Source organism: Aeromicrobium sp. Sec7.5, from assembly GCF_036867135.1.
Classification (GTDB): Bacteria; Actinomycetota; Actinomycetes; order Propionibacteriales; family Nocardioidaceae; genus Aeromicrobium.
The window spans coordinates 842180-867430 of the sequence record NZ_JBAJIJ010000001.1; the positions used below are offsets into that span (position 1 = coordinate 842180).

General features: G+C 71.4%; 21 protein-coding genes, 1 tRNA gene and 1 pseudogene. 15 read left to right on the forward strand and 8 right to left on the reverse strand.

Annotated elements, in window-relative coordinates:
* The first annotated feature begins 36 nt into the window (after nucleotides 1–36).
* From V6S66_RS04255 to V6S66_RS04295, 9 genes are all read left to right on the forward strand, one after another.
* Complete coding sequence (locus V6S66_RS04255) at nucleotides 37–1575, forward strand: LuxR C-terminal-related transcriptional regulator (protein ID WP_334205515.1); 1539 nt, start codon at nucleotides 37–39, stop codon at nucleotides 1573–1575.
* 266 nt (nucleotides 1576–1841) lie between these two features.
* On the forward strand, nucleotides 1842–2216 hold the full coding sequence (locus V6S66_RS04260) for a hypothetical protein (RefSeq protein ID WP_334205516.1): 375 nt from the start codon (nucleotides 1842–1844) through the stop codon (nucleotides 2214–2216).
* Nucleotides 2217–2254: 38 nt separating this feature from the next.
* A complete protein-coding gene (locus tag V6S66_RS04265; RefSeq protein WP_334205517.1) occupies nucleotides 2255–3535 on the forward strand; it encodes a glutamate-5-semialdehyde dehydrogenase in 1281 nt (426 codons plus the stop codon).
* A 41-nt stretch (nucleotides 3536–3576) separates the two neighbouring features.
* Nucleotides 3577–3732, forward strand: a complete 156-nt coding sequence (locus V6S66_RS04270) for a hypothetical protein (RefSeq protein WP_334205518.1) — start codon at nucleotides 3577–3579, stop codon at nucleotides 3730–3732.
* A gap of 53 nt (nucleotides 3733–3785) precedes the next feature.
* Nucleotides 3786–4382, forward strand: coding sequence for a nicotinate-nucleotide adenylyltransferase (nadD, locus tag V6S66_RS04275; RefSeq protein ID WP_442885890.1), 597 nt, complete (start codon nucleotides 3786–3788; stop codon nucleotides 4380–4382).
* Nucleotides 4379–4732 (forward strand): ribosome silencing factor, encoded by a 354-nt coding sequence (rsfS, locus tag V6S66_RS04280; RefSeq protein WP_334205519.1) that lies wholly within the window; start codon nucleotides 4379–4381, stop codon nucleotides 4730–4732. The genes nadD and rsfS overlap by 4 nt, the downstream gene beginning before the upstream one ends.
* Nucleotides 4733–4745: 13 nt before the next feature.
* Nucleotides 4746–5390 (forward strand): histidine phosphatase family protein, encoded by a 645-nt coding sequence (locus V6S66_RS04285; protein ID WP_334205520.1) that lies wholly within the window; start codon nucleotides 4746–4748, stop codon nucleotides 5388–5390.
* A 65-nt stretch (nucleotides 5391–5455) separates the two neighbouring features.
* A tRNA-Ala gene (locus tag V6S66_RS04290) sits at nucleotides 5456–5531 on the forward strand.
* Nucleotides 5532–5836: 305 nt separating this feature from the next.
* The gene (locus V6S66_RS04295) at nucleotides 5837–6220 is read left to right on the forward strand and encodes a DUF1304 domain-containing protein (protein WP_334205521.1); all 384 of its coding nucleotides are present in this window, start codon (nucleotides 5837–5839) and stop codon (nucleotides 6218–6220) included.
* Here V6S66_RS04295 and V6S66_RS04300 read toward each other — a convergent pair.
* From V6S66_RS04300 to V6S66_RS04310, 3 genes and pseudogenes are all read right to left on the reverse strand, one after another.
* Nucleotides 6213–6833 carry an MFS transporter gene (locus tag V6S66_RS04300; protein WP_334205522.1) on the reverse strand — a complete coding sequence of 207 codons (621 nt, stop codon included), beginning with the start codon at nucleotides 6831–6833 and terminating at the stop codon, nucleotides 6213–6215. The two genes, V6S66_RS04295 and V6S66_RS04300, sit on opposite strands and share 8 nt — an antisense overlap.
* 40 nt (nucleotides 6834–6873) lie before the next feature.
* A pseudogene (locus tag V6S66_RS17010) lies at nucleotides 6874–7416 on the reverse strand (hypothetical protein); the annotation flags it as partial.
* 7 nt (nucleotides 7417–7423) lie between these two features.
* Entirely contained in the window at nucleotides 7424–8770 is a 1347-nt protein-coding gene (locus V6S66_RS04310; RefSeq protein ID WP_334205524.1) for a GntP family permease, read from the reverse strand.
* A 224-nt stretch (nucleotides 8771–8994) separates the two neighbouring features.
* On the opposite strand from V6S66_RS04310, the gene V6S66_RS04315 reads away from it, so the two are divergent.
* Complete coding sequence (locus V6S66_RS04315; RefSeq protein WP_334205525.1) at nucleotides 8995–9420, forward strand: YciI family protein; 426 nt, start codon at nucleotides 8995–8997, stop codon at nucleotides 9418–9420.
* A gap of 145 nt (nucleotides 9421–9565) precedes the next feature.
* The gene (locus V6S66_RS04320; RefSeq protein ID WP_334205526.1) at nucleotides 9566–10738 is read left to right on the forward strand and encodes an RNA polymerase sigma factor; all 1173 of its coding nucleotides are present in this window, start codon (nucleotides 9566–9568) and stop codon (nucleotides 10736–10738) included.
* A gap of 50 nt (nucleotides 10739–10788) precedes the next feature.
* Here the strand turns inward: V6S66_RS04320 and nemA are convergent, their stop codons facing one another.
* Nucleotides 10789–11880, reverse strand: coding sequence for an N-ethylmaleimide reductase (gene nemA / locus V6S66_RS04325; RefSeq protein ID WP_334205527.1), 1092 nt, complete (start codon nucleotides 11878–11880; stop codon nucleotides 10789–10791).
* A gap of 4 nt (nucleotides 11881–11884) precedes the next feature.
* Complete coding sequence (locus V6S66_RS04330; RefSeq protein WP_334205528.1) at nucleotides 11885–13522, reverse strand: ATP-binding cassette domain-containing protein; 1638 nt, start codon at nucleotides 13520–13522, stop codon at nucleotides 11885–11887.
* Nucleotides 13523–13794: 272 nt separating this feature from the next.
* On the opposite strand from V6S66_RS04330, the gene V6S66_RS04335 reads away from it, so the two are divergent.
* Nucleotides 13795–15690 (forward strand): TIGR03767 family metallophosphoesterase, encoded by a 1896-nt coding sequence (locus tag V6S66_RS04335; RefSeq protein ID WP_334205529.1) that lies wholly within the window; start codon nucleotides 13795–13797, stop codon nucleotides 15688–15690.
* A gap of 186 nt (nucleotides 15691–15876) precedes the next feature.
* On the opposite strand, the gene V6S66_RS04340 is transcribed toward V6S66_RS04335, so the two are convergent.
* From V6S66_RS04340 to V6S66_RS04350, 3 genes are all read right to left on the reverse strand, one after another.
* Nucleotides 15877–18555, reverse strand: coding sequence for a dipeptide ABC transporter ATP-binding protein (locus V6S66_RS04340; protein ID WP_334205530.1), 2679 nt, complete (start codon nucleotides 18553–18555; stop codon nucleotides 15877–15879).
* A complete protein-coding gene (locus V6S66_RS04345; protein ID WP_334205531.1) occupies nucleotides 18555–19649 on the reverse strand; it encodes an ABC transporter permease in 1095 nt (364 codons plus the stop codon). Before V6S66_RS04345 ends, V6S66_RS04340 begins: the two co-directional genes overlap by 1 nt.
* A gap of 85 nt (nucleotides 19650–19734) precedes the next feature.
* Entirely contained in the window at nucleotides 19735–21345 is a 1611-nt protein-coding gene (locus V6S66_RS04350) for an ABC transporter substrate-binding protein (RefSeq protein WP_334205532.1), read from the reverse strand.
* A 236-nt stretch (nucleotides 21346–21581) separates the two neighbouring features.
* On the opposite strand from V6S66_RS04350, the gene V6S66_RS04355 reads away from it, so the two are divergent.
* The 3 genes from V6S66_RS04355 (at nucleotide 21582) to V6S66_RS04365 (ending at nucleotide 25152) form a co-directional block, all read left to right on the forward strand.
* Complete coding sequence (locus tag V6S66_RS04355) at nucleotides 21582–22334, forward strand: DUF5819 family protein (protein ID WP_334205533.1); 753 nt, start codon at nucleotides 21582–21584, stop codon at nucleotides 22332–22334.
* Complete coding sequence (locus V6S66_RS04360; protein ID WP_334205534.1) at nucleotides 22331–23314, forward strand: HTTM domain-containing protein; 984 nt, start codon at nucleotides 22331–22333, stop codon at nucleotides 23312–23314. The genes V6S66_RS04355 and V6S66_RS04360 overlap by 4 nt, the downstream gene beginning before the upstream one ends.
* A 173-nt stretch (nucleotides 23315–23487) precedes the next feature.
* Nucleotides 23488–25152 (forward strand): choice-of-anchor G family protein, encoded by a 1665-nt coding sequence (locus V6S66_RS04365; protein ID WP_334205535.1) that lies wholly within the window; start codon nucleotides 23488–23490, stop codon nucleotides 25150–25152.
* The last annotated feature ends 99 nt before the right edge of the window (nucleotides 25153–25251 follow it).

Below are 25251 nucleotides of genomic sequence, written 5' to 3' on the forward strand. Positions count from 1 at the left end.
TCCCGCGGACCCGGGGGCTGTCCTAGGCTCGCGCCCATGACCCGCACCGCGGCGCGAGCGCTGCTCACGGGAGTGACCGATCCGTCCGGGGTTGCCGGCCCCGAGCGGCCCTACGTCCTGTTTCTCGCGCGTCGTTACCGCGAGGCTGTCGCACTCGTGGAGGCCTCGACGTCGACGGGCCATCCGGTCGAGAGTGCGGTGCGCGACCTCGTCGCTGCCGCGTGCCTGGCTCGTGCGCCCCAGCACCTTGACGGGCCGCTGCCGGCGAACCCTGTCGACGCTGCGTTCGTGCGGTACCTCAGGGCCGAGACCGCCATGACGGCCGGACGCGTGGCCGAGTCGGAGCGGCTGGCCGCCCTGGCCGCCGACGCGACGCCGGGCGACAGTCTCTGGCACCTCGCGTCACGGCTCGTCCGGGCGCGTTCCCTCGCGTTCCTCGGGCGGCTGGCGGAGGCGCAGCTCGAGGCGGGGGAGGTGCGCCGAGCGATGCTGCGACACGGCTGGGCGGCGCCCGCGCTCGTGGCCGAGGCGGTCGAGACGTTCGTCGCCGCGCACGCGGGTGACGTCGCTCGGGTGGAGCTGTGGACCGAGGGCCTGCGGCTCCGGGTGCCCTCGGCGCAGACGTTCGCGGAGCAGATGGCCTACGTCCTGGGCGCGCTCGCCCTGAGTGCCGCAGGTCGCCCCACGGCGGCCGCCGAGCTCCTCTTCACCTCGTGCGGGGGCCAGGGGGTGCCCGAGCTCCCCCTGTTCGCCCGCGCCTACGCGGTCGACGTCATGGTGGAGGGCGCGCTCGCGAACGCCCAGGTAGCGGTGGCCGCCGAGTACGTCGGTCTCTCCGAGACGTTCGAGGTCGCGGACCACCCGATGGCCAATGCGGCCCTGCACCGGGCGCGCGCCCGACTCGCGGTCGTGGCCGGTGACCTGGACGCCGCGCGCTCCCAGGCCGAGGTCTCGGGCGAGCGGGCCGGCGACGTGGGCGGGGCGTTGTACGTGCTCCGTGCGAGCCTGCTCCGCGCGGTGGCCGAGCAGGCGAGCGGCGATGCCGCGGCGGCGACCGAGGCGGCGCGACTCGCCAGCGAGGCGGGTCCGGACGAGGTGACGGCCTGGTTCGAGCGTGAGCTGGCGACCTGGGGCGCCTCGCCCCGGCCGGTGCCGGGGATCGGCTGGGACCAGCTCGACGGCCGTCGACAGCTCGTGGCGCGCCTGGCGGCACTGGGCCGTCGCAATCGGGAGATCGCCGAGCTCCTGCGCGTGTCGGTCAAGACGGTCGAGCGTGACGTCTCGGAGATCCTGCGACTGCTGGCGGCGCCCCGACGGGTCGACCTGGCGCGTCTGGTGCCCGTCGGGGGTGGCCCGGTCGCAGCTCCCAGGACCGCCCTGACCGCGCGCCAGACGGAGGTGGCCGCGCTGGTGGCCGCGGGCCTGACCAACGCTGAGGTCGCCGACTCCCTCGGCCTGTCGGTCAAGGCCGTCGAGAAGCACGTCTCGGCGATCTTCGACCGACTCGGCGTCGACTCGCGCACGGCCGTGGCAGCCGTTGTGCTCACCGGTCCCGCCTCGGTCCCGGAGGCCTGACCGGGTGCCGAGGGCCCACGCGAGCTCGTAGTCGGTCATGGTGACGACGAAGTCCGCCACGGCCAGGGCGGCGATTCTGGGACGTTCATCCAACGCCGGACGACGGCGGATCACGGGTTTCTCGTCGGCCGCCCGTTCGGTGGACGATCTCCGCGAGTCGACCGTGCGGGAGACCTGACAACGCCGACGGGGGGCGATCTGACGGTGGTCGAGAAGGTGGCCGGACCCACGGACGCGCTCGGGGGCGTTCCGCGGGGGTGGTCGGGGTGACGGCTGCCGGCCAGCGACAGGGTCCCAGCCTGCGCCTGTCGAGTCGCGACGCGCGGGCGGCTGAGGCATCGGCACGCCTCGACCGCGCGAGCTGCGTCGGACGTGAGGCCGAGTGGGCCGAGGTCGAGCATCGGTGGGCCGAGGCACGGTCCGTCGACGAGGCCGTGGAAGCGGCAGCCCCGCTCATCGAGATCTGTCAGGGGTGCCCGGTCCTCGCTGCGTGCGCGCAGTGGGCCGAGATCGACCGGTACACCGGTGTCGCGGGAGGTCGACCCCTCGTCCGGGGCGTCCACCGCCCGTACGCGTGGGTGCACCGACGTGTGCCGGACCGCGAGGAGCAGGACGCCCCCGCCGAACGACAGGCCCGGTAGGCGATCGAGGTCGGGATGCGTCGACATAGGATCCGCCCATGAGCCTGCGGTCCGACGACATGTCCACGACGGTTCGTGACACCGTGCACGCGACCGCCCGCCGGGCCGGCGAGGCGTCGATCGCGCTCGCCACCGCCACCCGCGCCACCAAGGACGCCGCACTCCTGGGGGCGGCCGACGCCCTGGTCGCTGCGACCGACCGGATCATCGACGCGAACGACCTCGACGTCGAGGCTGCGCGGGCGGCCGGCACGGGCGAGAACGTCGTCGATCGGCTCCGGCTGGATCCGACCCGGGTCGCCGCCTTCGCCCAGGGTGTGCGGGACGTCGCCGCACTGCCCGACCCGATCGGCGAGGTCGTGCGGGGCTCGGTCCTGCCTAACGGTCTGCGACTCACGCAGGTGCGGGTGCCGATGGGGGTGATCGGCATGATCTACGAGGGCCGGCCGAACGTCACGGCGGACGCGGCGGCGATCTGCCTGAAGGCCGGCAGCGCGGTCGTCCTGCGAGGTTCGGCATCGGCTGCCCGCTCCAACGCGGTCATCGTCGACGTCATGCGTGGGGCGATCGAGCAGGCAGGCCTGCCCGCCGACCTGATCTCGCTGCTCCCGAGCGACGACCGCGCCTCGGCCACCGAGCTCATGCGGGCCCGTGGTCTGGTCGACCTGGTGATCCCCCGGGGCGGCGCCGGTCTGATCCGGACGGTCGTGGAGGAGTCCACGGTCCCCGTGATCGAGACCGGAACCGGCAACTGCCACGTCTACGTCGACGCTGAGGCCGATCTCGCCATGGCCCTCGACATCGTGGTCAACTCCAAGACCCATCGCACGAGCGTGTGCAACGCGGCGGAGTCGTTGCTCGTGCACCGCGAGGTCGCCGACGAGTTCCTGCCGAAGGTCGTCGCGGCCCTGCGAGCGCACGACGTCGTGATCCACGGCGACGCGTCCTTCCGGGCGATCGACCCGGCGGTCGTGGCGGCCACGGACGACGACTACGCCACCGAGTACCTCGACCTCGACATCTCGGCCCGCGTGGTCGACTCGGTCGACGAGGCGGTCGCCCACGTGCGGCAGTTCTCGTCGGGGCACACCGAGGCGATCGTGACGCGGTCCGCGGCCACGGCCCGGCGGTTCACGCTCGGCGTCGACTCCGCTGCGGTCATGGTCAACGCGTCCACGCGGTTCACCGACGGCGGCGAGTTCGGCTTCGGCGCCGAGATCGGCATCTCCACCCAGAAGCTGCACGCACGCGGGCCGATGGGCCTGCCCGAGATGACCACCACGACCTATGTCGTGGAGGGTGACGGCCACGTGCGCTGACCGTGACGTGCCGGGGCGGCGGCGCTGGTAGATTGACGCCCATGCTTACCACCATCCTGGTCGCAGCGGCCGAAGAGGCCGAGCACGCCGAAGAGGCCCACCTCAACCCCTACATCTTCGGGGCGGTGGCGCTCGCCATCCTCTTCACGCTCCTGTTCGTCCTGCTGGCCTTCGGCAAGGGCCGCGAGCACACCTGAGCGCGAACCACGCCCCGCACCGACCCTCTGCCCCGCGGCGGAGGGTCGGTGTCATGGGTGGCACGTTCGACCCCATCCACCACGGTCACCTCGTGGCCGCCAGCGAGGTGCAGGCCACGTTCGGCCTGGACGAGGTCGTCTTCGTGCCCACGGGCCAGCCGTGGCAGAAGGCCGAGCGTGCGGTGTCGCCGGCTGAGCACCGCTACTTGATGACCGTCATCGCGACGGCCGCCAACCCGCGGTTCGAGGTCAGCCGGGTCGACATCGACCGTAGCGGCCCGACCTACACGGTCGACACGCTTACCGACATCGCCCGCCAGCGACCCGACGCCGACCTGTTCTTCATCACCGGCGCCGACGCCATGGCGCAGATCCTGACGTGGCGCGACCACGACGAGATCTTCGAGCTCGCCCAGTTCGTGGCCTGCACCAGGCCCGGGCACGACCTCGACGAGTCGATGCTCGCCGATCTGCCGCAGGGCCGGGTCACGGTGCTCGAGATCCCGGCCCTGGCCATCTCCTCCACCGACTGCCGCGACCGCGTCCGCAGCGGTCAACCCGTGTGGTACCTCGTGCCCGACGGCGTCGTCCAGTACGTCGCCAAGCACGGGCTCTACGCCTCCACCGACGAAGGAATCCTCACCCCATGACCGCCACCGAGCTCGCCCTCGACCTGACCCGCATCGCCGCGGCGGCCGCGACCGAGAAGTCGGCCACGAACGTGCGCGCCTTCGACGTGTCCGACCAGCTCTACATCACCGACGTCTTCCTGATCTGCTCCGTCACGAGCTCCACCCAGGCCCGCGCGGTGCAGGACGAGGTCGAGGACCAGCTCCGCGAGCGCGGCGCCAAGGCCGTGCGCCGCGAGGGCTCCCGTGAGGGCCGGTGGATCCTGCTCGACTTCGCCGACATCGTCGTGCACGTCCAGCACGTCGAGGAGCGCGAGTTCTACGCCCTCGAGCGCCTGTGGCGCGACTGCCCCGAGGTCTCGGTCACGTGACGCGGCCCGTCGAATGAGCCGGCAGGTCATCGTCTGGCGCCACGGGCGTACCGAGTGGAACGTCGCCGGTCGCGTGCAGGGGCAGACGGACACCCCGCTCGACGAGGTCGGCGTGCAGCAGGCCGAGGCCGCGGCTCTGCGTCTGGCGGCCCTGCAGCCGCACCGCATCGTGTGCAGCGACCTCCAGCGGGCCCGGCACACCGCCGAGGCGCTGGGACGGGTCGCCGGGGTCGAGGTCGAGCCCGACGAGCGGTTCCGGGAGATGAACTTCGGCGCCCGCGAGGGCCTGACCTGGCACGAGTCGTTCGAGAAGTTCCCCGTCGCGATGCGGGCCTGGATCGACGGCGACGAGACGCAGATCCCCGACACCGAGACGCACCTCGAGGCGGGGGAGCGGTTCGCCGCGGCGCTGCACGAGGAGCTCGAGAGCCTGCCGGCCGACGGCACCTTGGTCGTGGTCGCTCACGGTGCGGTCATCCGCACGGGCGTGTGCTCCTTCCTGGGCTTCCCGCAGTCGACGTGGCGCACGTTCGGCGCACTCAGCAACTGCTCGTGGTCGGTCCTCACCGAGTCCGGGCCACCGCAGCACCGCTACTGGCGCCTGACCGAGTGGAACGCCGGCACCCTTCCCGAACCGGTCATGACCGACGACGACTGACCCGGTTTGGTGCACGCGGGGGGCATCTACTAAGGTTGGTGATCGGCCTTCGGGTCAACCTCAGCGGGGCATTGGCGCAGTTGGTAGCGCGCTTCCATGGCATGGAAGAGGTCAGGAGTTCGAATCTCCTATGCTCCACCATCGCTGCGAGGCCCGCCCTGTTCTTTGGGGCGGGCCTCGCAGCGTTTCTAGGGTCTAGCGATTCGAGGAGGAGCTTGCGACGGACTCTCCTATGCTCCACTCGCAGCCCAGGGCCCCACGACACTCTCGTGGGGCCCTGGCTTTTGCGTCGGCATGGTCGTGGGGCCCTGGGCTGCGAATCAAGGCTGGCGATTCGGGGAGGAGCGAGCCCTGGCGAGCGACGGAGTCTCCTATGCTCCACAGGTCCCGTTCACTGCTGCGGGTGACCATCGCCGCCAGGCGCCCCCGAATCCCAGGAGCTCCCCATGATCGCCACCGGACTTGCTCTCACGGGCGTCGCCGCGCTCCTGCACGTCGTCATCTTCTACCTCGAGTCCGTCGTCTGGACCACCAAGGCGCGCGCCGTGTTCGGCACGACGGCTGCGGAGGCCGAGGCGACGAAGGAGATGGCCTTCAACCAGGGCTTCTACAACCTGTTCCTCGCGATCGTCACGGCCGTGGGCATCGTCCTCGTCGCGGTCGACCAGAGGGAGGCTGGAGCAGCTCTCGTGCTGGCAGGAGCCGGATCGATGGCCGCCGCCGCAGCAGTGCTGCTGCTCACCTCGCCCGACAAGCGCGGTGCTGCGCTCAAGCAGGGCGTCCTGCCGCTCGCCGGCGTGGCCGTGCTGGTCGTCGGTCTGCTCACCTGACGGCGCCAGGCCCGCGCTGGGCGTGGGCCACGGTCGCGGCCACGATTCCGGCGAGCACCAGGATCCCGAGGGCGGCCTGGAGGCTCACCAGGTCCGAGAGGCCGCCGATCGCGGGTGAGGTGACGAGGAAGCCGATCCGCATGAGCCAGCCCAGGAGGGCGATGCCGGTGCCTTCGGCCAGCCCGGGGACACGCCCGGCCGCCGCGAAGGCCGCCGGCACGAGCGTCGCGCTGCCGAACCCGGCCAGCGCGAAGCCGACGAACACGAGCAGATAGCCGGGCGCGGCGACCACGAGCACGCCACCGAGCGCGATCAGCAGGCCGCCGGCACGCGCCACGGGGGAGCGGCCCCACCGGTCGGTCATCGGGTCGCCGAGGAGGCGCCCGACGAACTGGGCACCGATGGCGACCGTGAGTCCGAGACCGGCCGCCGCGGCTGGGGCACCGGCATCGCGGCCGAGATACAGCACCGACCAGCTGTTGGCGACCTCCTCGACGCTCGTGCCGGCGACGGCCAGCGCCACCAGGGGCAGGAGCAGGCGCCAGGGTCGGTGACGCGGGGTGCCGGGCCCGGACGACGCGCGGTCCTCCTCGGCCCGGAGGTCCTGGCTCACGTCGGACGGCACCGGCGAGTCGGCAGGCGATCACCGCGGCGACGGCCCAGACGACGCTGTTCACGATCATCTGCGTCGACACCGCGACGTCGGCGGCCACGGCACCGGCACCGATGAGGCCGCCGGTGGCGGCACCGATCGACCACAGCGCGTGGAACGAGTTCACGGCGGACCGTCCTCGCCACTGCTCGACCAGCACGCCCTGAACGTTCTGGGCCGCGTCGACGACGGCATCGGTGGCTCCGGCCACGAGCATCGCCATCACGAACAGGGCCACACCGAGCCCGGCGTCGGCGCTCACGCCCGCGACCGCCATGCCCGCGGCCAGCGCGACCGACCCCACCGCGTTGGTGCGCAAGGTGCCGAACCGGCGGATGACGCGGCCGGCGAGCGCCGCCGCCAGCAGCGCCCCGGTCGGGAAGGCGACCACGACGAGCCCGAACTCGCTGTTGCTCAGCGCGAAGGCGGCCTTGATCTCGGGGTAGCGCGGCAGGAGCGCGGCGAACAGGACGCCGTTGGTGAAGAACATCAATGACACGCCCAGCCGGGCGCGGCGGGGCGTGGGGACGCGGGAGGTGCCCATCCGTGCCCTACAGGACCAGCGCGAGCACGATGACCGGCGGCAGTGACACCAGCGACGCGATGCTCGTGACCACCGTCATGGTCTTCAGGGCGCCCTGCGTCGTCAGGTTCAGCAGCGACTTGAACATCCAGAAGAAGTTGCTGTTGACCTGCAGCGCGAACATCGCGCCCGACGCGATCGCGAGACCGATCGCGATCGGGGCCACGCCGGTCGAGCCGACGACGGGGCCGATGATGCCAGCGGCCGCGATGGCGGCCACGGACACCGAGCCGATCGCGAGGTGCAGCAGCGCCGCGATGAACCAGGCCAGCAGGATCGTGATCACGACGGGCGCACCAGCATCGGCGGAGAACAGGCTCGCGAGGGTCTGGTCCATGCCCGTCGCCGTGATGACCTCACCGAGGGACCCGCCGATACCGGTGATGAGCAGGATCTCGCCGGTCGTCTTGAACCCGCCCGAGAGCGCCTCGTCGGTCGTCTCGCGGCCCGACTTCCAGCGCGAGAGCGTGTAGGCGCCCAGCAGGCCGATGAAGAGGGCGACCGCAGCGTTGCCGAGGAAGGCGATGAAGGGCGTCGAGAAGCCGGCGACGTCGGCGACCGCGCCGAAGGCGATGAGCACGAGTGGCACGAGGATCGGCAGGAGCAGGACCCCGAGCGGCAGGCCGGAATCGGCCTCCGCGGGAGCCGCCTCCTCCTCGACCTGTGCCTCCTCGCTTGCTTCTGGTTCCTCGTCGGTCGCAGGGTTCCAGTACCGGGTGCGCAGGAGGACCGCGAAGATCGCGGTCGTGAGGATCGCGGTGAGGGGCCCGAACAGCGTGCCGTAGAGGAGGTACTCACCGAGCTTGATGTCGAGCAGGCTCGCGATCGACACGGCAGCCAGGCCCGGGACGACGAAGACGTACCCGGCGAAGATCCCGGTGCCGATCGCACCGGACAGCAGCGCCAGTCCGTTTCGACCGACGTGCGGGGCCGAGGTGCGGGCGAGGGGCGCAGCGAGCACGACCTGCACGTCGACGTAGATCGAGGGGAAGATCGTCGACAGCGCCGCGGTGAGCGCGTACGGCAGACGGCGCGGACCCACGGCGCGCAGCAGCAGGTGCACGAGCTTGCGGAAGGCGCCGAGCGAGTGCAGGAGTGCCCCGATCGCCACGCCGAACCCGATCAGGAGTCCGACGTCGGCCATGATCGATCCGAACCCGGTCGTGATGGCCTCGACGGTGTCGGCGAAGCCGACGCCGGACGCGAGACCGAGGTACAGCGAGGCGATGACCAGCGAGATCACCGGATCGACCTTGACGACGATGATCAGGCCGATCGCGAGCACGATCGCGATCGCGGTGTGCAGGACCTCCATGCTGTCTTCCCCCCGGTGCAGACGTGGGCCGAGCGCCGTTGCTGCGACCCGGATCACACCCTGCCAGAGAGTCGCCGTGCGCGAGAGTCGGGCTCGAAGACGTCGCGGCCCTGTCGCCGGGAGCGGTTCCGTGAAAAAGTTCCGGTGCACGTGTCGATCCGGCGCCGGCCCGTTCGACGTCGGGGTGAAGGGCGAACCGATCGCCCACGTCGAAGGGGAACACCATGAGCAAGTACATGCTGATCATGCGGAGCTCGGCCGAGGCGCTCGAGGCCTCGAAGGACCTGGACTTCGAGGAGGTCATCAACGCGATGGGCGCGTACAACGAGTCGATGATGAACGCCGGGGTCCTGGCGGGCGGCGAGGGCCTCACGGACGCGTCCGAAGGCTTCGTGGTCGACTTCGCGGGCGAGCAGCCCGTCGTGACCGACGGCCCGTACGGCGAGGTCCACGAGCTGTTCAACGGCTTCTGGATCCTGTCGGTCGCCACGAAGGGGGAGGCCGTGGAGTGGGCCAAGCGGTGCCCCCTCGGCCCGGGATCGAAGCTCGAGGTGCGTCGCATCACCGACGAGTCGGACTTCGAGGACTTCGCCGACAACGAGTACGTCCAGAAGGAAGCCGGCTGGCGCGAGCAGCTCGGCACCGACTGAGCACGTGACGGGTCACGAGGCGGGGCCAGACGGGACGGGGCCAGACGGGACGGGGCCAGACGGGACGGGGCCAGACGGGACGGGGGCGACACCGGGGATCGCCCGGACCGTCGACGCCGTCTGGCGCATCGAGGGCGCGAAGGTCGTGGCGACGGTGGCCCGCATGACGGGCGATCTCGCCCTGGCCGAGGACCTGGCCCAGGAGGCCGTCGCCGAGGCGCTCGAGCAGTGGTCGGCGCAGGGGGTTCCACGGAACCCGGCCGCCTGGCTCACGGCCGTCGCCAAGCGACGCGCGATCGACGGCTTCCGTCGACGTGAACGGCTCGACGCCCGGCACGAGGCGATCGCCCGGGACCTGGGCGAGTCCGCCGAGGACGTCTGGGAGCCGATCGCCGACGACGGCCTCCGGCTGGTCTTCACCGCGTGTCACCCGGTCCTGTCCCGTGAGGCGCAGGTGGCGCTGACGCTGCGCGTCGTGGGCGGTCTCGGTAGCGACGAGATCGCGCGGCTCTTCCTGGTGCCGACCGCCACGATGCAGCAGCGGATCGTGCGGGCCAAGCGCACCTTGACGGAGGCGCGGGTGCCGTTCGAGGTGCCCGACCACACCGAGTGGGCCGGGCGGCTGGGTGCCGTGCTGAACGTCGTCTACCTGATCTTCACGGAGGGGTACGCCGCGACGTCGGGGGACCGGTGGGTGCGCCGCGAGCTCGCCGACGAGGCCCTGCGCCTGGGGCGTCTGGTCGGCGCGTTGGTGCCGGGGGAGCCGGAGCCCTGGGGCCTGGTCGCGTTGATGGAGATCCAGTCGTCGCGCTTCGCGTCGCGGTCGGACGCCTCCGGGGCGCCGATGCTCCTGGCCGACCAGGACCGCCGACGCTGGGACCGCAACGCCATCACCCGTGGCCGGGCCGCCCTCGCCCGGTCCGATGTCGCCGCGCGGGGCCGGGGTCCGTACGCCCTGCAGGCCGCGATCGCCGAGTGCCATGCCGTGGCTCCATCGGTCGACGACACCGACTGGGACCGCATCGTGGTGCTCTACGAGGCACTCGGTCGGGTGGCGCCCAACCCGGTCGTCGACCTCAACCGTGCCGTCGCCGTGTCGATGGCCCAGGACGCGGCGGCGGCCCTGGTCATCGTCGACGAGCTGGTGGAGGCCGGGGCGCTGACGGGATCGCACCTGCTCCCGAGCGTGCGCGGCGAGCTCCTGGCGCGGATGGAGCGCCGCGAGGAGGCGAGGGTCGAGCTGCTCACTGCCGCGTCGCTGGCGCGCAACGACCGAGAGCGCGCCGTGCTCGAGGCCAAGGCCGCCGGCCTGCGCTGAGCGGCATCACTCGTGCCGAGCCGTGGCACGCGCCACGTCGGGCCGCCGGGTCAGGCGAGGGCGGGGTAGTCCGTGTAGCCCTCGGCGCCGCCGCCGTAGAAGGTCGACGGGTTCGGCTCGTTGAGGTCGGCGCCCTGCTCCAGGCGCTCGGCGAGGTCGGGGTTGGCGATGTACGGACGTCCGAACGCGACGGCGTCGATGTGTCCGGCCGCGAGCAGGCGGTCGGCCTTCTCGGTCGTGTAGGCGCCGGCGCCCACGATCGGGCCCGGGAACGCCTCGCGCAGCGCGACGCGGAACGCGTCGTCGAGCTCGGGGCCCCCGACCCAGTCGGGCTCGGAGAGGTGCAGGAAGGCCAGCTGGCGCCGGGAGAGCTCGCGGGCCAGGTGCAGACCGGTGTCACCGCCCTCGAGGTCGTCGAGACCGTTGAAGGACCCGATCGGCGAGACCCGGACGCCGACCCGGTCGGCACTCCACGCGTCGACCACCGCGTCGACCACCTCGAGAGCCAGCCGGACCCGGTTCTCGACCGGTCCGCCGTACTCGTCGTCGCGGTGGTTGCTGACCTCGCTGATGAACTGGTGCAGGAGGTAGCCGTGGGCGGCGTGGACCTCGACCGCGTCGAATCCCGCCTCGCGGGCGTTCTCGGTCGCGCGCCGGTAGTCCTCGATCGTCTGGGCGATGCCCTCGGTCGTCAGGGCCTGCGGGGTCGGGCAGTTGACGCGGGTCGGACGGCCGTCCTCGCCGCGGACCGTGGTGCGGTTGCGGTACGGCTCGGCCGACGCCGAGACGGGCGGCTGGCCCCCGTGGAACGACTCGTGCGACACGCGGCCGACGTGCCAGAGCTGAGCGGCGATGCGCCCGCCGGCCTCGTGCACGGCGTCGGTGATGCGCCGCCAGCCGGCGACCTGCTCGGAGGAGTAGATGCCGGGGGTGTCCATGTACCCCTTGCCCCACGTCGAGACCTGCGTCGCCTCCGAGAAGATCAGGCCGGCACCCGCCCGCTGCGCGTAGTAGTCGCGCATGAGGTCGTTCGGCACGTCGCCCGGCGGGGTGGCCCGCATACGGGTCAAGGGCGCCATCAGTACGCGGTTGGGGAGCTCGACGGCTCCGAGGGTCACGGGGGAGAAGAGGCTCGGGGTCACGTCGTCATACAACCCCCCGGTCCGCCGCGGGTATTCCCGCGACCCCGGGGCCGGCCACCTCGGCCAGACCGTCCTCGGTGAGCTCGAGCCACCGATCGATGCCGAGCCTGGTCAGGAACGCGTCGTCGTGACTCACCACGACGAGTCCGGAGCGACTCGACGACAGCGCCGACACCAGGGCGTCGACGGAGTCGAGATCGAGGTTGTTGGTGGGCTCGTCGAGCACCAGCAGCTCGTGCGCCGGCTCGGCGAGCAGGAGCCGGGCCAGCGCGACCCGGAACCGTTCGCCACCCGACAGCGTGCCGACCGGGCGAGCGACCTCGGGGTCGCGCAGGAGGAATCGGGCGAGCTGCCCCCGCACCCGCCCCGGCGGCGCCTCGGGGCAGGCGACCCGCACCGTCTCGAGCACGCTGACGTCGTCGTCGAGGTCGTCGAGCCGCTGGTCGAGGTGACCGATGCGCTCGGTGAGCGCCACGGCCCGCACCGCGCCCGCGGGCTCCGCGCCGTCGACGAGCTGACGGAGCAACCGGGTCTTGCCGATCCCGTTGCGGCCGAGGAGGGCGACCCGCTCGGTGCCGCGCAGCTCGATGACGGTCTCACCGCTCGTCAGCTCGACGAGGCGTCGACGCGGCGACAGTGCGGGATCGGGCAGGTCGATCCGGATCGACCGGTCCTCCCGCACCGCACCCGCCGCCGCGTCCACGGCCCCGTGGGCCTCCTCGATCCGGGCCTGCTGCGTGCCGCGCACCTTGGCCATGGAGTTCTCGGACGTGGACTTGCGGGTGTTCAGCAGGATCTTCGGTACCCGCTTCTCGCGCGCGGCCTTGGCACCTGCCTTGCTGCGGTGCGCGAGCCGCGTCTCGACCTCCTGGCTCTGCCGCTTCTCGGCCCGCAGCTTCTGCTCCGCGGTCCGCAGGGTCTGCTCGGCCGCCTCCTGCTCCGCGGCGAGGTGCTCCCGCCACGCCGTGAACCCGCCCCCGAACGTCGTCAGCCCCCGCCCGTGGAGCTCGGTCGTGGCGTCCATGCGGTCCAGCAGGGCGACGTCGTGGCTCACGACGACCAGCGCGCCCGGCCAGTCGGACACGAGGTCGTGCACCCGGGCCCGCGTGCTGCGGTCCAGGTTGTTGGTGGGCTCGTCGAGCACGGTCACGTCGGCGGCGGCCTTCCGCAGCCCCGTGAGGGCCGCCAGGACGATCTCGCCGCCGCTCAACGTCGTGAGGGGTCGCTCGAGCGTGAGGGCGGAGAGCCCGATGCCGGCGAGATCGGCAGCGCTGCGCTCGTGGACGTCCCAGGCGTCGCCGACGGCGTCGAAGTGCGACGGGTCGGTGCTGCCGGTCTCGATCGCCGCGAGGGCCTCGACGACCGTCCGGACCCCGAGCAGGTCGGCGACGGTCGCACCGGGCCGGCGGTGGACGAACTGGTCGAGGTGCGCCACCGTGCCCTCGACCGCGATGGTCCCCCGGGCCGGCGCGAGGTCGCCCAGCACGAGTCGGAGCAGGGTGGACTTGCCGACGCCGTTGGCGCCGACGAGGCCCGTCCGGCCCCGACCGAACGTGCCGGAGACACCCTCCAGCACGGTCGTGCCGTCAGGCCAGGTGAAGGTGACGCCGTCGAGCACGACGGCAGGATGGATCGAGGACATGGGGCTCCCGGTGGGTCAGTCGAGCGCTGACCGTGGAACCCGTCCCGCGAGAGGGGTGGATCGACGACGTCAGCGCGTGGAACGCGGCAGATGACGGTCGGCGAACTTCACCTGAGACCTCTTCGATCGGGAGTGGGACGGGTCCACGATACGCGCGCGACGCGACCGTGGCCAGACCGTTCTCCGAGGGTGGCGGACGAGAACCCTCACGCGTGACCGTGACCTACGTCACGTCCGGACGTTGAGAGGACGTGGACATCTCCCGTCGTTCCGTGATCCAGAGGGGCGCCCTCGGTGCCGTCGTCGTGGTGGGCAGCCAGGTGCTGGGACCGCTCGCCGCCCGTGCCGTGTCGCCAGCGCGTGTCGCCCTGGGCCAGTCCGGCACCGTCGCGCGCAGCACGCTGCAGTCGACCTTCGTTCCCGGTGCGCCGAACGCGCGGGGCTACCGCAGCGTCGTGATCGCCGCCCCCGACCCGCACGTCGTGCGCACCGACCTCGGCGTCGCGGCCGGGGCCGGACGCGCCGCTGGTCGCGTGCACCAGGCCACGTTCGTGCAGCTCAGCGACGTGCACGTCGTGGACCACCAGTCACCGGCGCGCCTGGAGTGGTTCGACCGCTTCGACGACCCCGGCACGTCGGGTGCTCCCACGATCGGCCTGTTCAGCTCGGCCTACCGTCCGCAGGAGATCCTCTCGGCCCAGGTCGCCGACGCCATGGTGCGGGCGATCAACGCCCTGGGGTCCGGGCCGGTCCTCGGCAACTCGCTGCAGTTCGCGATCCAGACGGGCGACAACTCCGACAACAGCCAGCTCAACGAGATCCGCTGGAACATCGACGTCCTCGACGGGAGCCCGATCACGCCCGACAGCGGTGACCCCAACCGGTACGAGGGCGTCGCCGACCAGGAGGCCCTGACCTACGACACGCACTACTGGCACCCCGACGGCTCCCCGGCGGGTCGTGCGGACGACGACTACCGCGAGGACTTCGGCTACCCGACCGTCCCCGGCCTGCTCGACGCGGCGCGCGCCCCGTTCGACGCCGAGGGACTCGGGGTCCCGTGGTACTCGGTGTACGGCAACCACGACGGACTGGTCCAGGGGCTCTTCCCGGCCGGCGCCGTGCCGTTCGGCCTGATCTCGACGGGCAACCTCAAGGTCGTCTCGCCGCCGCTCGGGGTCTCGCAGGCAAACCTGCTGGATGCCGTCACACGGCTCGACCTCGGCGTCCTCCTGCAGGGTCTGAACCTCGGGGTCGGCGCTCGACTCGTGACGGCCGACCAGAGGCGCCGGCTGCTGACCCGCAAGGAGGTCGTGGCGGAGCACTTCACCACCACCGGCACGCCCGTGGGCCACGGCTTCACCGCCCAGAACCGCACGGCCGGCACGGCGTACTACACGTTCGACCGGGGGGACGTCCGCATGGTCGTGCTCGACACGGTCAACCCCAACGGCTACTCCGACGGGTCGCTCGACGACACTCAGTTCGCCTGGCTGAAGCAGGTCGTCGACGCCACGACCGACAAGGCCGTCGTGCTGTTCAGCCACCACACCTCGGACTCGATGGGCAACCCGCTCCAGGGGCTCGGTGGCGACGTCAGGACCCGGGTGCTCGGTCCGGCCGTCGTGAGCTATCTGCTCGGCAAGCCCCAGGTCATCGCCTGGGTCAACGGGCACACGCACAAGAACCGCGTGATCCAGCACCCGAGGGCCGACGGCTCGGGTGGCTTCTGGGAGATCAACACGGCCGCACACATTGACTTCCCGCAGCAGGCGCGGGTCATCGAGATCGCCGACAACGGCGACGGGACCTGGTCGATCTTCGCCACGCTCCTCGACCACGCGGCCCCCGCAGCCTTCGACGGTGACCTCGGCAACCCGGTCTCGCTCGCAGCGCTCTCGCGTGAGCTGTCGGCGAACGACCCCCAGTCCGACCTGGTGACGGCGCGGGGCGACGCGGCCTCGCGCAACGTCGAGCTCCTCGTCCAGCGTCCGCCGGGTCTCGGCGGGGCCCCGGTCGTCGTCCCGGGCACCGTCACGACCCCGACCCCGACCCCGACAACTCCAGCTCCGGCCCCGACCGGGGCGGCACCGCTCGCCGGGCTCCAGGGCGTGCTGGCGTCACTGCTCAACACCCTCACCGGCGGGCTGTTCGGCCTGCGGCGCTAGGGCTCGGCCGCCGGCCGATCTGGTGGGCCCGGAGGACAAGCGGCCACGGACGAACCACCGGGGCGGGGGCGGTGAGTCAGCAACCTTTCGGGGCAGCTGGCGGTGACGAGGCAACCTCACCGATGGCTCAGAAGGTTGCTCACTCACCGCCGTGCGGGACGAAAGGTTGCTGACTCACCGTCGGTGCTACGACTCCTCGGTCAGCAACGCCCCTCGCTCGGAACGCCGCCGACGCTGCTCGACCGGGTCGGGCACCGGGACGGCGGCGATGAGGCGGCGCGTGTAGTCCTGAGCCGGCGAGCCCAGGACGCTCTCGCGCGGACCGACCTCGACGAGCCGGCCGTGCTGGAGCACGGCGACCCGGTTGGCCAGGGAGTCGACGACCGCGAGGTCGTGGCTGATGAACAGGCAGGCGAACTGCAGGCGCTCCTGGAGCTCGCGGAACACGTCGAGCACCCGGGCCTGCACCGAGACGTCCAGCGCGGACGTCGGCTCGTCGGCGATCAGCAGATCGGGGTCGAGCGAGATGGCCCGTGCGAGGGAGACACGCTGGCGCTGGCCGCCCGACAGCTCGTGCGGGAAGCGTCCGGCGTGGTCGCCCGTCAGCTGCACGTCCTCCAGGAGGCGGCGCACGCGGGCCTCGACCTCGCCCGGCGACAGGTCGGTCTGGGTGCGCAGCGGCTCGGCGATGCAGTCACCCACCGAGAGTCGCGGGTTGAGCGAGGCTGCGGGGTCCTGGAAGACGAACCCGAACCGTCGCCGCAGAGGGCGCAGGCGCGCGTCACTGACACCCGAGACCTGGTGACCCGCGACCCTGATGCTGCCGCTGCTGGGCTGCTGCAGGCCCACGGCGGCGCGGCCGATCGTGGACTTGCCGGAGCCGGACTCGCCCACGAGAGCGAGCACCTCGCCCTTGCGGACCTGCAGGGAGACGTCGTCGACGGCGCGGAACGTCGGGCGCCCGAAGCCCCCGGGGAAGTCGACCACGAGTCGGTCGACGTCGAGCACGACGTCGCTGGGCGGGGCGTCGCCGGGTCCGGACCCGCGTCCGAGGTGCGGCACCGCGTCCAGGAGCGCCCTCGTGTACGGGTGTCCGGGCGCCGAGAAGAGCCGGTCGACCGGGGCCTGCTCGACGATCGAGCCGCGGTACATCACGACGACCCGGTCAGCGACGTCGGCGACGACGCCCATGTTGTGCGTGATGAGCACGATCGCGGTGCCAAGTCGGTCGCGCAGCGAGAGCAGCAGCTCCAGGATCGCGGCCTGCACCGTGACGTCGAGGGCGGTCGTGGGCTCGTCGGCGATGATGACATCGGGCTCGCACGCGATGGCCATCGCGATGACGACCCGTTGCTTCTGTCCGCCGGAGAGCTGGTGCGGGTAGTGGCCCACGCGCTCGGACGGATCGGGCAGTCCCACGAGCTCGAGCAGCTCGACGGCGCGTTCCTTGGCCTCGGCGACGGACACGTCTCGGTGGGCGCGGAGACACTCCACGAGCTGCCACCCGATCGTGCGGACCGGAGTCAGGGCGGTGGACGGTTCCTGGAAGACCATCGACACCTCGTCGCCGCGGATCGACCGCATCGCGTCGCCGCGCCGGCCGATGAGCTCGCGGGGCTCGTCACCCGGCGTGCGGAGCACGGCGGACCCGTCGACCGTGGCGGTGTCGGGCAGGAGCCCCAGGACCGCCCGGGAGCTCACGGACTTGCCGGAACCGGACTCGCCGACCACGGCGACGACCTCGCCCGGGTGCACGTCGAAGCCGATGCCACGCACGGCATTGACGGGTGCGCCGTCGGTGCGGAACGAGACCGAGAGATCGCGCAGCGAGAGCACGGCCAGTCGCTCTCCCGGCGGGTCGGCCCCACCAAGGTCCGCGATCGTGCCAGCGGTCGTGCCAGCGGCCGGGTCGACCGGCACGAGGTCGGCGACCTCCTCGGCGTCGTGGCCGTCGGTGCCGCCACGCGTGCGCAGGAGCGGGTTCCAGATGTCGTTGAGGCTCTCGCCCACGAGGGTCACGCCGAGCACGATCAGCACGATCGCGATGCCGGGGAACGTGCCTGTCCACCAGATGCCGGAGGCGGCGTCGGGCAGGGCCTTGTTCAGGTCGTAGCCCCACTCCGCCGCGGCGGAGGGCTCGATGCCGAAGCCGAGGAAGCCCAGGCCGGCCAGGGTCAGGATCGCCTCGGACGCGTTCAGCGTGGCGATGATCGGCAGCGACTGCGACACGTTCGAGAACACGTGGCGCCGCAGGATGCGTGGTGTGCGCACGCCGACCACGCGGGCGGCGTCGACGTAGGGCTCGGACTTCACCGCGAGCGTCGCGTTGCGCACGACGCGGAAGTACTGCGGGACGAACACCACCGTGATCGACACGGCGGCCGCCATGATGCCGCCGAACGCGCTGCTCTGTCCGCCGGTCAGCACGATGGCGACGACGATCGCGAGCAGCAGCGACGGGAAGGAGTAGAGCGCGTCCATGACGAGCACGAGGCCCCGGTCGAGCCATCCGCCGAGGTAGCCCGAGACGAGACCCAGGGGCACGCCGACCAGGCTCGACAGGACGACCGCGAGCACGATGACCTCGACCGCGGTGCGCGCACCGAAGACGACCCGGGAGAGGACGTCCTGCCCGCCCACCGTCGTGCCGAACCAGTGCGCGGCCGACGGGGCCTGCTGGGTGCCGAACCTGACGCCGTCGGCGTCGCGGACCGCGTCGAAGTCGTACGGGGCGATCCACGGTGCGAGCACTGCGACCACCAGGAAGAACGCCATGAGGCCGAAACCGAGCAGCAGCATGAACCGCTGGAGGCCGTGCGACTGGCGCACGACGTCCGGGACCGGGACCCGCAGCCGGCGCGCCATCAGAAACGCACCCGCGGGTCGACGAGCGCGACGATGACGTCGATCAGGAAGCTCGCGATGCCGACGATCAGGGCGATCAGCGTCACGATGCCCTGGACCGCGAGGAAGTCCCGGGCGATCAGGTACTCCGAGAGCTCGTAGCCGATGCCCTTCCACTCGAAGGTCGTCTCGGTGAGGATCGCGCCGGCCAGGAGCATCGCGATCTGCATGCCCATCACGGTCACGACCGGCACCAGCGCGGTGCGGAACGCGTGCTGGCGCACGACCCGCCGCTCCGAGACGCCGCGTGCCCGTGCCGCCGTGACGAAGTCCGCGCGGAGCGTCTGGAGCAGGTTGACCCGGACGAGTCGCAGGAAGACGCCGCCGGTCAGGAGTCCGAGCGCGACGGCCGGAAGCACCGCGTGCTGCAGGACGTCGAGCACCATGTCCGGGCTGCCCCACAGGATCGCGTCGAGCAGCATGATGTGGGTCTCGTGCTCGCCGCGCGAGAGCGCGAGCTCGGTCGAGGTGCTCGCGCGACCCGACGACGGCCAGCCGAACGGTGTGAACGCGAGCTTGAGCAGCAGGCCGACGAAGAAGACGGGTGCGGCGTAGACGAGGATCGCGCCCAGTCGCAGCACGACGTCGGGGAACCGGTCGCGGTGCCGTGCCGCGAGGCGCCCGAGCGGCACGCCGACGGCGAAGGCCACGACCAGGGCGTAGACCGACAGCTCGAGGGTCGCAGCACCGTTCTGGACGAGGATGTCGGAGACCTCGCGGTTGTCGGTCAGGGTCGTGCCGAAGTCGCCGCGCAGGATGCCGCCGAGGTACTCGAGGTACTGCGTGAACAGCGGCCGGTCGAGGCCGGCCTCGGCCTGGCGCTCCGCGATCTGCTCCGGACTGAGCCGGCCGCCCTGGGCCGCCTGGATGGGGTCACCGATGACGCGCATGAGCACGAACACGAGCGTGACGAGGAACCACATCATGGGCACGATCAGCGCCAGTCGCACGAGCAGGTAGCGGGCGAGCGGGCTGAGGCGGGGGCGACGGGGTGCCTCGGCGGGCGGGCGGGACGACGGCAGCTCGGCGGGACCGAGGACTTCGGCGGAGGACATGCGCGGGCGCCCCTTCGGACAGGTGTCGGACGTGCTCGGAGCAGCCGGGGGGCGGGCCCGGTGGACCCGCCCCCTCACCGCCGGCCTACTGGGACAGCGACGTGAACCGGAACTTGAAGGACGCGTCGAGGGTGTCCTCGACGCCCTTCACGCCGTCGACCGCGATCGCGACGGACGTGCCGGTCAGCAGCGGCAGGTACGGGACCTGCTCGGCGAGCCGCGTCTGGATCTGGCCCAGCGTCGCGGCCCGAGTGGTCGGGTCGCCGTCGGTGCGCTCGGACTCCAGCAGCGTCGTCATCTCCGGATCGGCGTACGGCGTGCCGTCCTCGTTGTAGTGCGAGTTGGTGAAGTTGCCTGCCTTGTCCTCGGAGTACGGGCTGAGGAACGGCGACAGGTAGTTGTCGGCATCGGGGAAGTCCGGGAACCAGCCGAGCTGGAACACGGGGTAGGCGTCCGCGGGGAACTCCTCGGAGTACGTGGTCCACTCGGTCGACTGCAGGTTGACCGTGAACAGGCCCGTGTCCTCCAGCTGACGCTTGACCGCGTTGTACTCCTGGTCGGAGCTCGAGCCGTAGTGGTCCGGGTTGTACTGCAGCTGGACCTCGACGGGTGTCGTGACGCCGGCATCGGTCAGGTACTTCGTGGCTGCGTCGAGGTCGGGCTCGGCGCCGTAGAGCTCCTTGAACGCCTCGGTGGCCCCGGTCTGTCCCTCGGGGACCATCGACCAGGCGGGCGTGTAGGTGTCCTGGTACACGCCGGTCGACAGCTCGTCCCGGTCGACCGACGACGCGACGGCCTGGCGGACCGCGAGCTTCTGCGCCGGCGTGCCGCCGGGCATCGTGTCGAGGTTGAAGACCATGTACCGCAGCTCGCCGCCGACGCCCTGGTGGACCGTGATGCCGTCCTTCGTCTCGAGGTCGGCGATGTCGGTCGGCGTGAGCGAGCGGTACGCGACGTCGATGGCCTCGTTCTCGATGTCGAGCTTGAGGTTCTCGGACTTCGCGTAGTACTTCAGCGTCACGACGTCCTCGGACGGCGTGCCGTACGTGCCGTCGTAGTCGGGGTTGGCGGTGAACTCCGCGAGCTCGTTCTTGTCGTACGACGTGATCGTGTAGGGGCCCGAGAAGCCGTCGGCCTCCACCGCCTCGTCATCGGGCAGCACCTCGTCGGCGGGGTACGTGTCCTCGTCGACGATCGGACCCGCCGAGGTCACGAGGATCTGCGGGAACGTCTGGTCGTTGGGCGAGTTCAGCGTGAACTTCACCGTGGCGTCGTCAACCGCCTCGACGCTCGCCATGTTGCCGAGCAGCGACGCGGGCCCGTTGGGGTCGTTGATGTCGACGATGCGCTGGAACGAGAAGGCCACGTCGGACGCCGTGAGGTCGTTGCCGTTGGCGAAGGTCAGCCCGGGCTTGAGCGTGCAGGTGTAGACGGTCGGCTCGGTGAAGTCGCACGACTCGGCGGCGTCGGGCGTGAGCTCGGTGGAGCCGGCCGGGAAGTTCAGCAGGTACTGGTACACCTGCGTCTGCACGGTCATCGACCCGTTGTCGTAGGAACCCGCAGGGTCGATCGACACGACCGTGTCGGTGGTGCCGACGATCAACCCCGTCGTCTCGTCGCCGGAACCACAGGCGACGAGGGTGGCGGCCGAGACGGCAGTGGTCAGCGCGATGGCGGCGCCGCGGCGCAACGACATACGAACTCCTCGTGAGAACGAGTCCGCCCGTCGGACCCGAGTCCTCGGAACCGTAGCCAGCCGGACGGGTGCCTGGGGAGTCCTCTGAGGTTGCAAATGGGTGACGTCCGCGCTGCTTCGCGTGACACCGAGTCGAGCCGAGGGCGACGCCGGCGTCAGGACGAGGCCGCGGCACGCGTGCGGGACCGGGGTCGTGGGGCGAGGACGACGGGGCCGCTCGCCCGTACAGTGGCCCGGTGTCGAAGGAGCCCGGGACCCGCAGCGTGTCGATGGTGCGTCGCGTCGTGGTGCTCGCGGTCGCCCTCGTCGCGGGCGTCCAGCTGTTCGGCGTCACGTTCATCTCCATCCCGCCGCAGTCGGCCCCGCCCGGTACCCGTGCGGCTGCCGAGGTCCTGCTCCACTCGTACTTCGAGGAGGAGTGGAAGCTCTTCGCGCCCAGCCCGGTCAACGCCGACCGCGACCTGATGGTGCAGGCGGCGTGGCGCGACGGCGACTCCGTCGAGACGGGGGAGTGGATCAACCTCACCGCGATCGACGACGGGCTGGTGGCGCACTCGCTGGGTGCTCCCCGCTCGGCCTACCTGACCTCGCGCCTGGCCGGCGGTCTCGACGCGGTGTGGTCCAACGTCACGAGCACGACCCGCGCGGCCGTGGCCGACGGGTCGTCGCAGGCCGAACCGCTCGACACTGACGACGTGAGGCAGCGCCTCGGGGCCGAGGACGTCACGGGCCTCGCCCGCGACCTGATCGTCGAGCGCGACGCAGGCGCCACGACCTATCTGACGGACGTGTTCCGGTCGCTGGAGCCCGACCGCGACCTGGTGGCGGTCCGCTACGGCACGCGCCTGTCGACGGCTCCGTCGTGGGAACGACGTCGGGAGGCCGAGAAGACGGTCGGACCGACCACCGAGGGTCCGTGGCGCGTGCCGGCGGACGACGATCCCGAGCGGCGCGCCAGCGTCGCCTCGTACCTGGAACGGAACTCGTGAGCGCGGTGGCCGAACGGGTCGGCCCCCAGGTCGACCGGTTCGTCGAGTCGCTCACGTCGTCGCGGTGGTCGACGTACGGCCTGGCCGCCACGCGGATGACCCTGGCCGTGACGATCCTGCTCCAGCTCGCCGTGGGCTTTGCCGATCGCCAGTACATCTGGGGTGTCGGGCACCGCTGGGCCGAGCCCTTCCACGAGCGTCAGGCCGTCCTGACGTGGGTGCCCTGGTTGCCTGCGGGGCCGGCCTGGGTGACGGACCTGGCGCTGCTGGCCTCGGTCATGGCCGGCGTGGCCCTCCTGCTGGGGTGGCACACGCGCACCGCGTGCATCGCCACCTTCCTGCTGTGGGCGGTCATGATCGACGCGTCGCCGATCCTGCGGTCCGGCGCGGAGGACGTGGTGCGGCTGGTGCTCTTCTACCTGTGCTTCAGCGACAGCGGGGCCGCCGCGTCGCTGGACGCGCGTCGCCGACGCCGCCGCGACTCCAGGGTGCGCGCCGAGTGGTTCACGATCCTGCTCAACAACGTGGCCGTGGTGCTCATCGCGCACCAGATCGTGATGATCTACGTGGGGTCGGCCCTCTGGAAGTTCGACGGACCGGCGTGGATCGACGGCACCGCGGTGTACTTCCCCCTCCAGGTCAACCAGTACTCGCCCTGGCTCGACGAGCTGGGCTGGCTGTACGAGTGGTCGCCCTTCGTGCACGCGGCGACCTGGAGCGCCATGGCCATCCAGCTGGCCTTCCCGCTCCTGCTGCTCGACCGGCGGACGCGCGTCCTGGGATTCGTGCTGGTGACCGGTACCCACATCGGGATCGGTGTCCTGATGGGGCTCATGTATTTCTCCTTGGCGATGATCGCTGCGGACGCCGTCCTCATCAGCGACACGACCTGGCGACGGGCCACTGAGGTCGTCCGTAGGCGGGGAACGCGTCCAGATCGGGTCGAGGTGTCCGGAGAACCCCGGAATTTCGGGCCCTGAACGTGTGACTCACGGCACGTGCTCACCTAGCGGTCGAGTGGACCGTGATCCTGAGAATGTGGTTAAACTGTCGCTCGGACACGGCCGTCCCGACGGATGGCCCTGCCTGTCGCCCGGGCGGGGAACACCCCTGCGCCCCACCCGAACGTATGGACTACGAGGAGCACTCCCGAATGAAGAACATCGGCAAGAAGGTGATCGGAGCCGGCGTCGCGACGCTGCTCGTCACCTCCGTGGCCAGCCTGAACGCAGGCGCCGCCATCGTCACTGACTACAAGTCCTACGCCGAGGCGCAGTACGTCGTCGGCACGGGTGCCCTCGGTACCCCGCTGGTCGATCCGCTGGTCGACGTGCTCGCGGAGAACGAGCAGCAGGCCGGCGACGGCGCCACGGGCGTCATCTCCCGGGTCGACACGGCCGCCGGCACCGCCGAGACGGCTCCGGAGCCCTACTACGCCGAGGGTGCGCTCAACGCGCTCGTCGCCCTCACCGGCCCGCTGGGCGACCTGCTCGGTTCGCTGGGTGTCGGCGTCATCGGCAGCTACGCCAAGGCCGACAAGAACTTCTCGCAGGCGGCCTCGGGCCTCATCACGAACGAGGGTGCCGTCAACGTCGACACCGCCGCTCCCGGTGGCCCCTCGAACGCGACGCTCAACCTGACGGGCCCGGGCCAGCCGCTCGAGGCGCTCAACCCGGTCGCCGACATCGTGCTCGACCTCGGCGCCGCCGCCTCGTCGGCCACGCTGACCGGTGCGGGACTGGCCAAGCCGGACCCGGCTGACCAGGCCGTCCTGGACTACGGCATCACCGGTGGTGGACTCGACATCGAGCTCGTCGCCCTGCAGACGCTCGACCCGCTCGGCATCATCGCGACGCTCGACGGCCTCAGCGTCGGCGTTCCCGGTGTCCTCGAGGTCGAGGTCGTCGGCATCGACGCCGTCACCGCCGCGATCGCCAACACCACGCAGAACGGCGTGTCGATCAACCTGACCGGTCCTGACGCCGGCCTGATCTCGGTCGACGTGCCCACGCTCCTGGCGTCGGCCGGCATCGACATCAACAACCTGCCGCGCGACACGCAGCTCCTGCCGCTCGTCGTCACCGAGCTGACCGAGCAGATCGACGCCTTCGTCGGTGCGCTCGTGCAGAACGTCACGGATGCCGTCCAGGAGCTCTCGGTGCAGATCAGCACCCTGGGCATCCCGGCGCCCGCCATCCCGCTCGGCGAGCTGCTCGGTGAGCTGCTCGTCCCGCTGAACGACGCCGTCCAGGCCATCATCGACCAGGCCCTGGACCCGCTCCTGTCCCAGCTCGGTGCGGCCCTGGCCGACGTGCTCGTGCAGCTCGAGGACGTCGTCAACATCCGGGTCAACCTGCAGCACGTCGGCACGTCCGCCGACGCCGACCCGGACAACTACGTCGAGCTCGCCTCGAGCGAGCGCACCGGCACGGAGGGCGTCTTCGCCATCACGGCCCTGCGCGTCGAGGTCCTGGGTGTCGCCGGCAACGGTGGTCTGCTCAGCCTGAACCTGGCCAACTCGCTGGTCGGACCGAACTCGATCAACACGTTCGACGACAACACCAACGTGAACGCGAACGCCCCGGCGAACGCGAACGCCCCGGCCAACGCGAACGCTCCGGCCAACGCGAACGCTCCGGCGAACGCCAACGCCAACCTGAACGGCAACGGCGGCCTGGCCGACAAGTCGGTCGACACCCTGCCGAGCACCGGTGCGTCGAACCTGTGGCCCTTCTGGCTGCTGGGTCTGCTCCTGGTGGCCCTCGGTGCCGCTGCGATGATCAACGAGAAGCGCCGCGAGTCGGCCCTGCTCGCCTGATCGAGAGCCCGCACGTGCTCTGACGTCACGCAGTGACTGACCGATGCCGGTGACCTTCGGGTCACCGGCATCGGTCATGTCCGGACACTTCGCGATCTC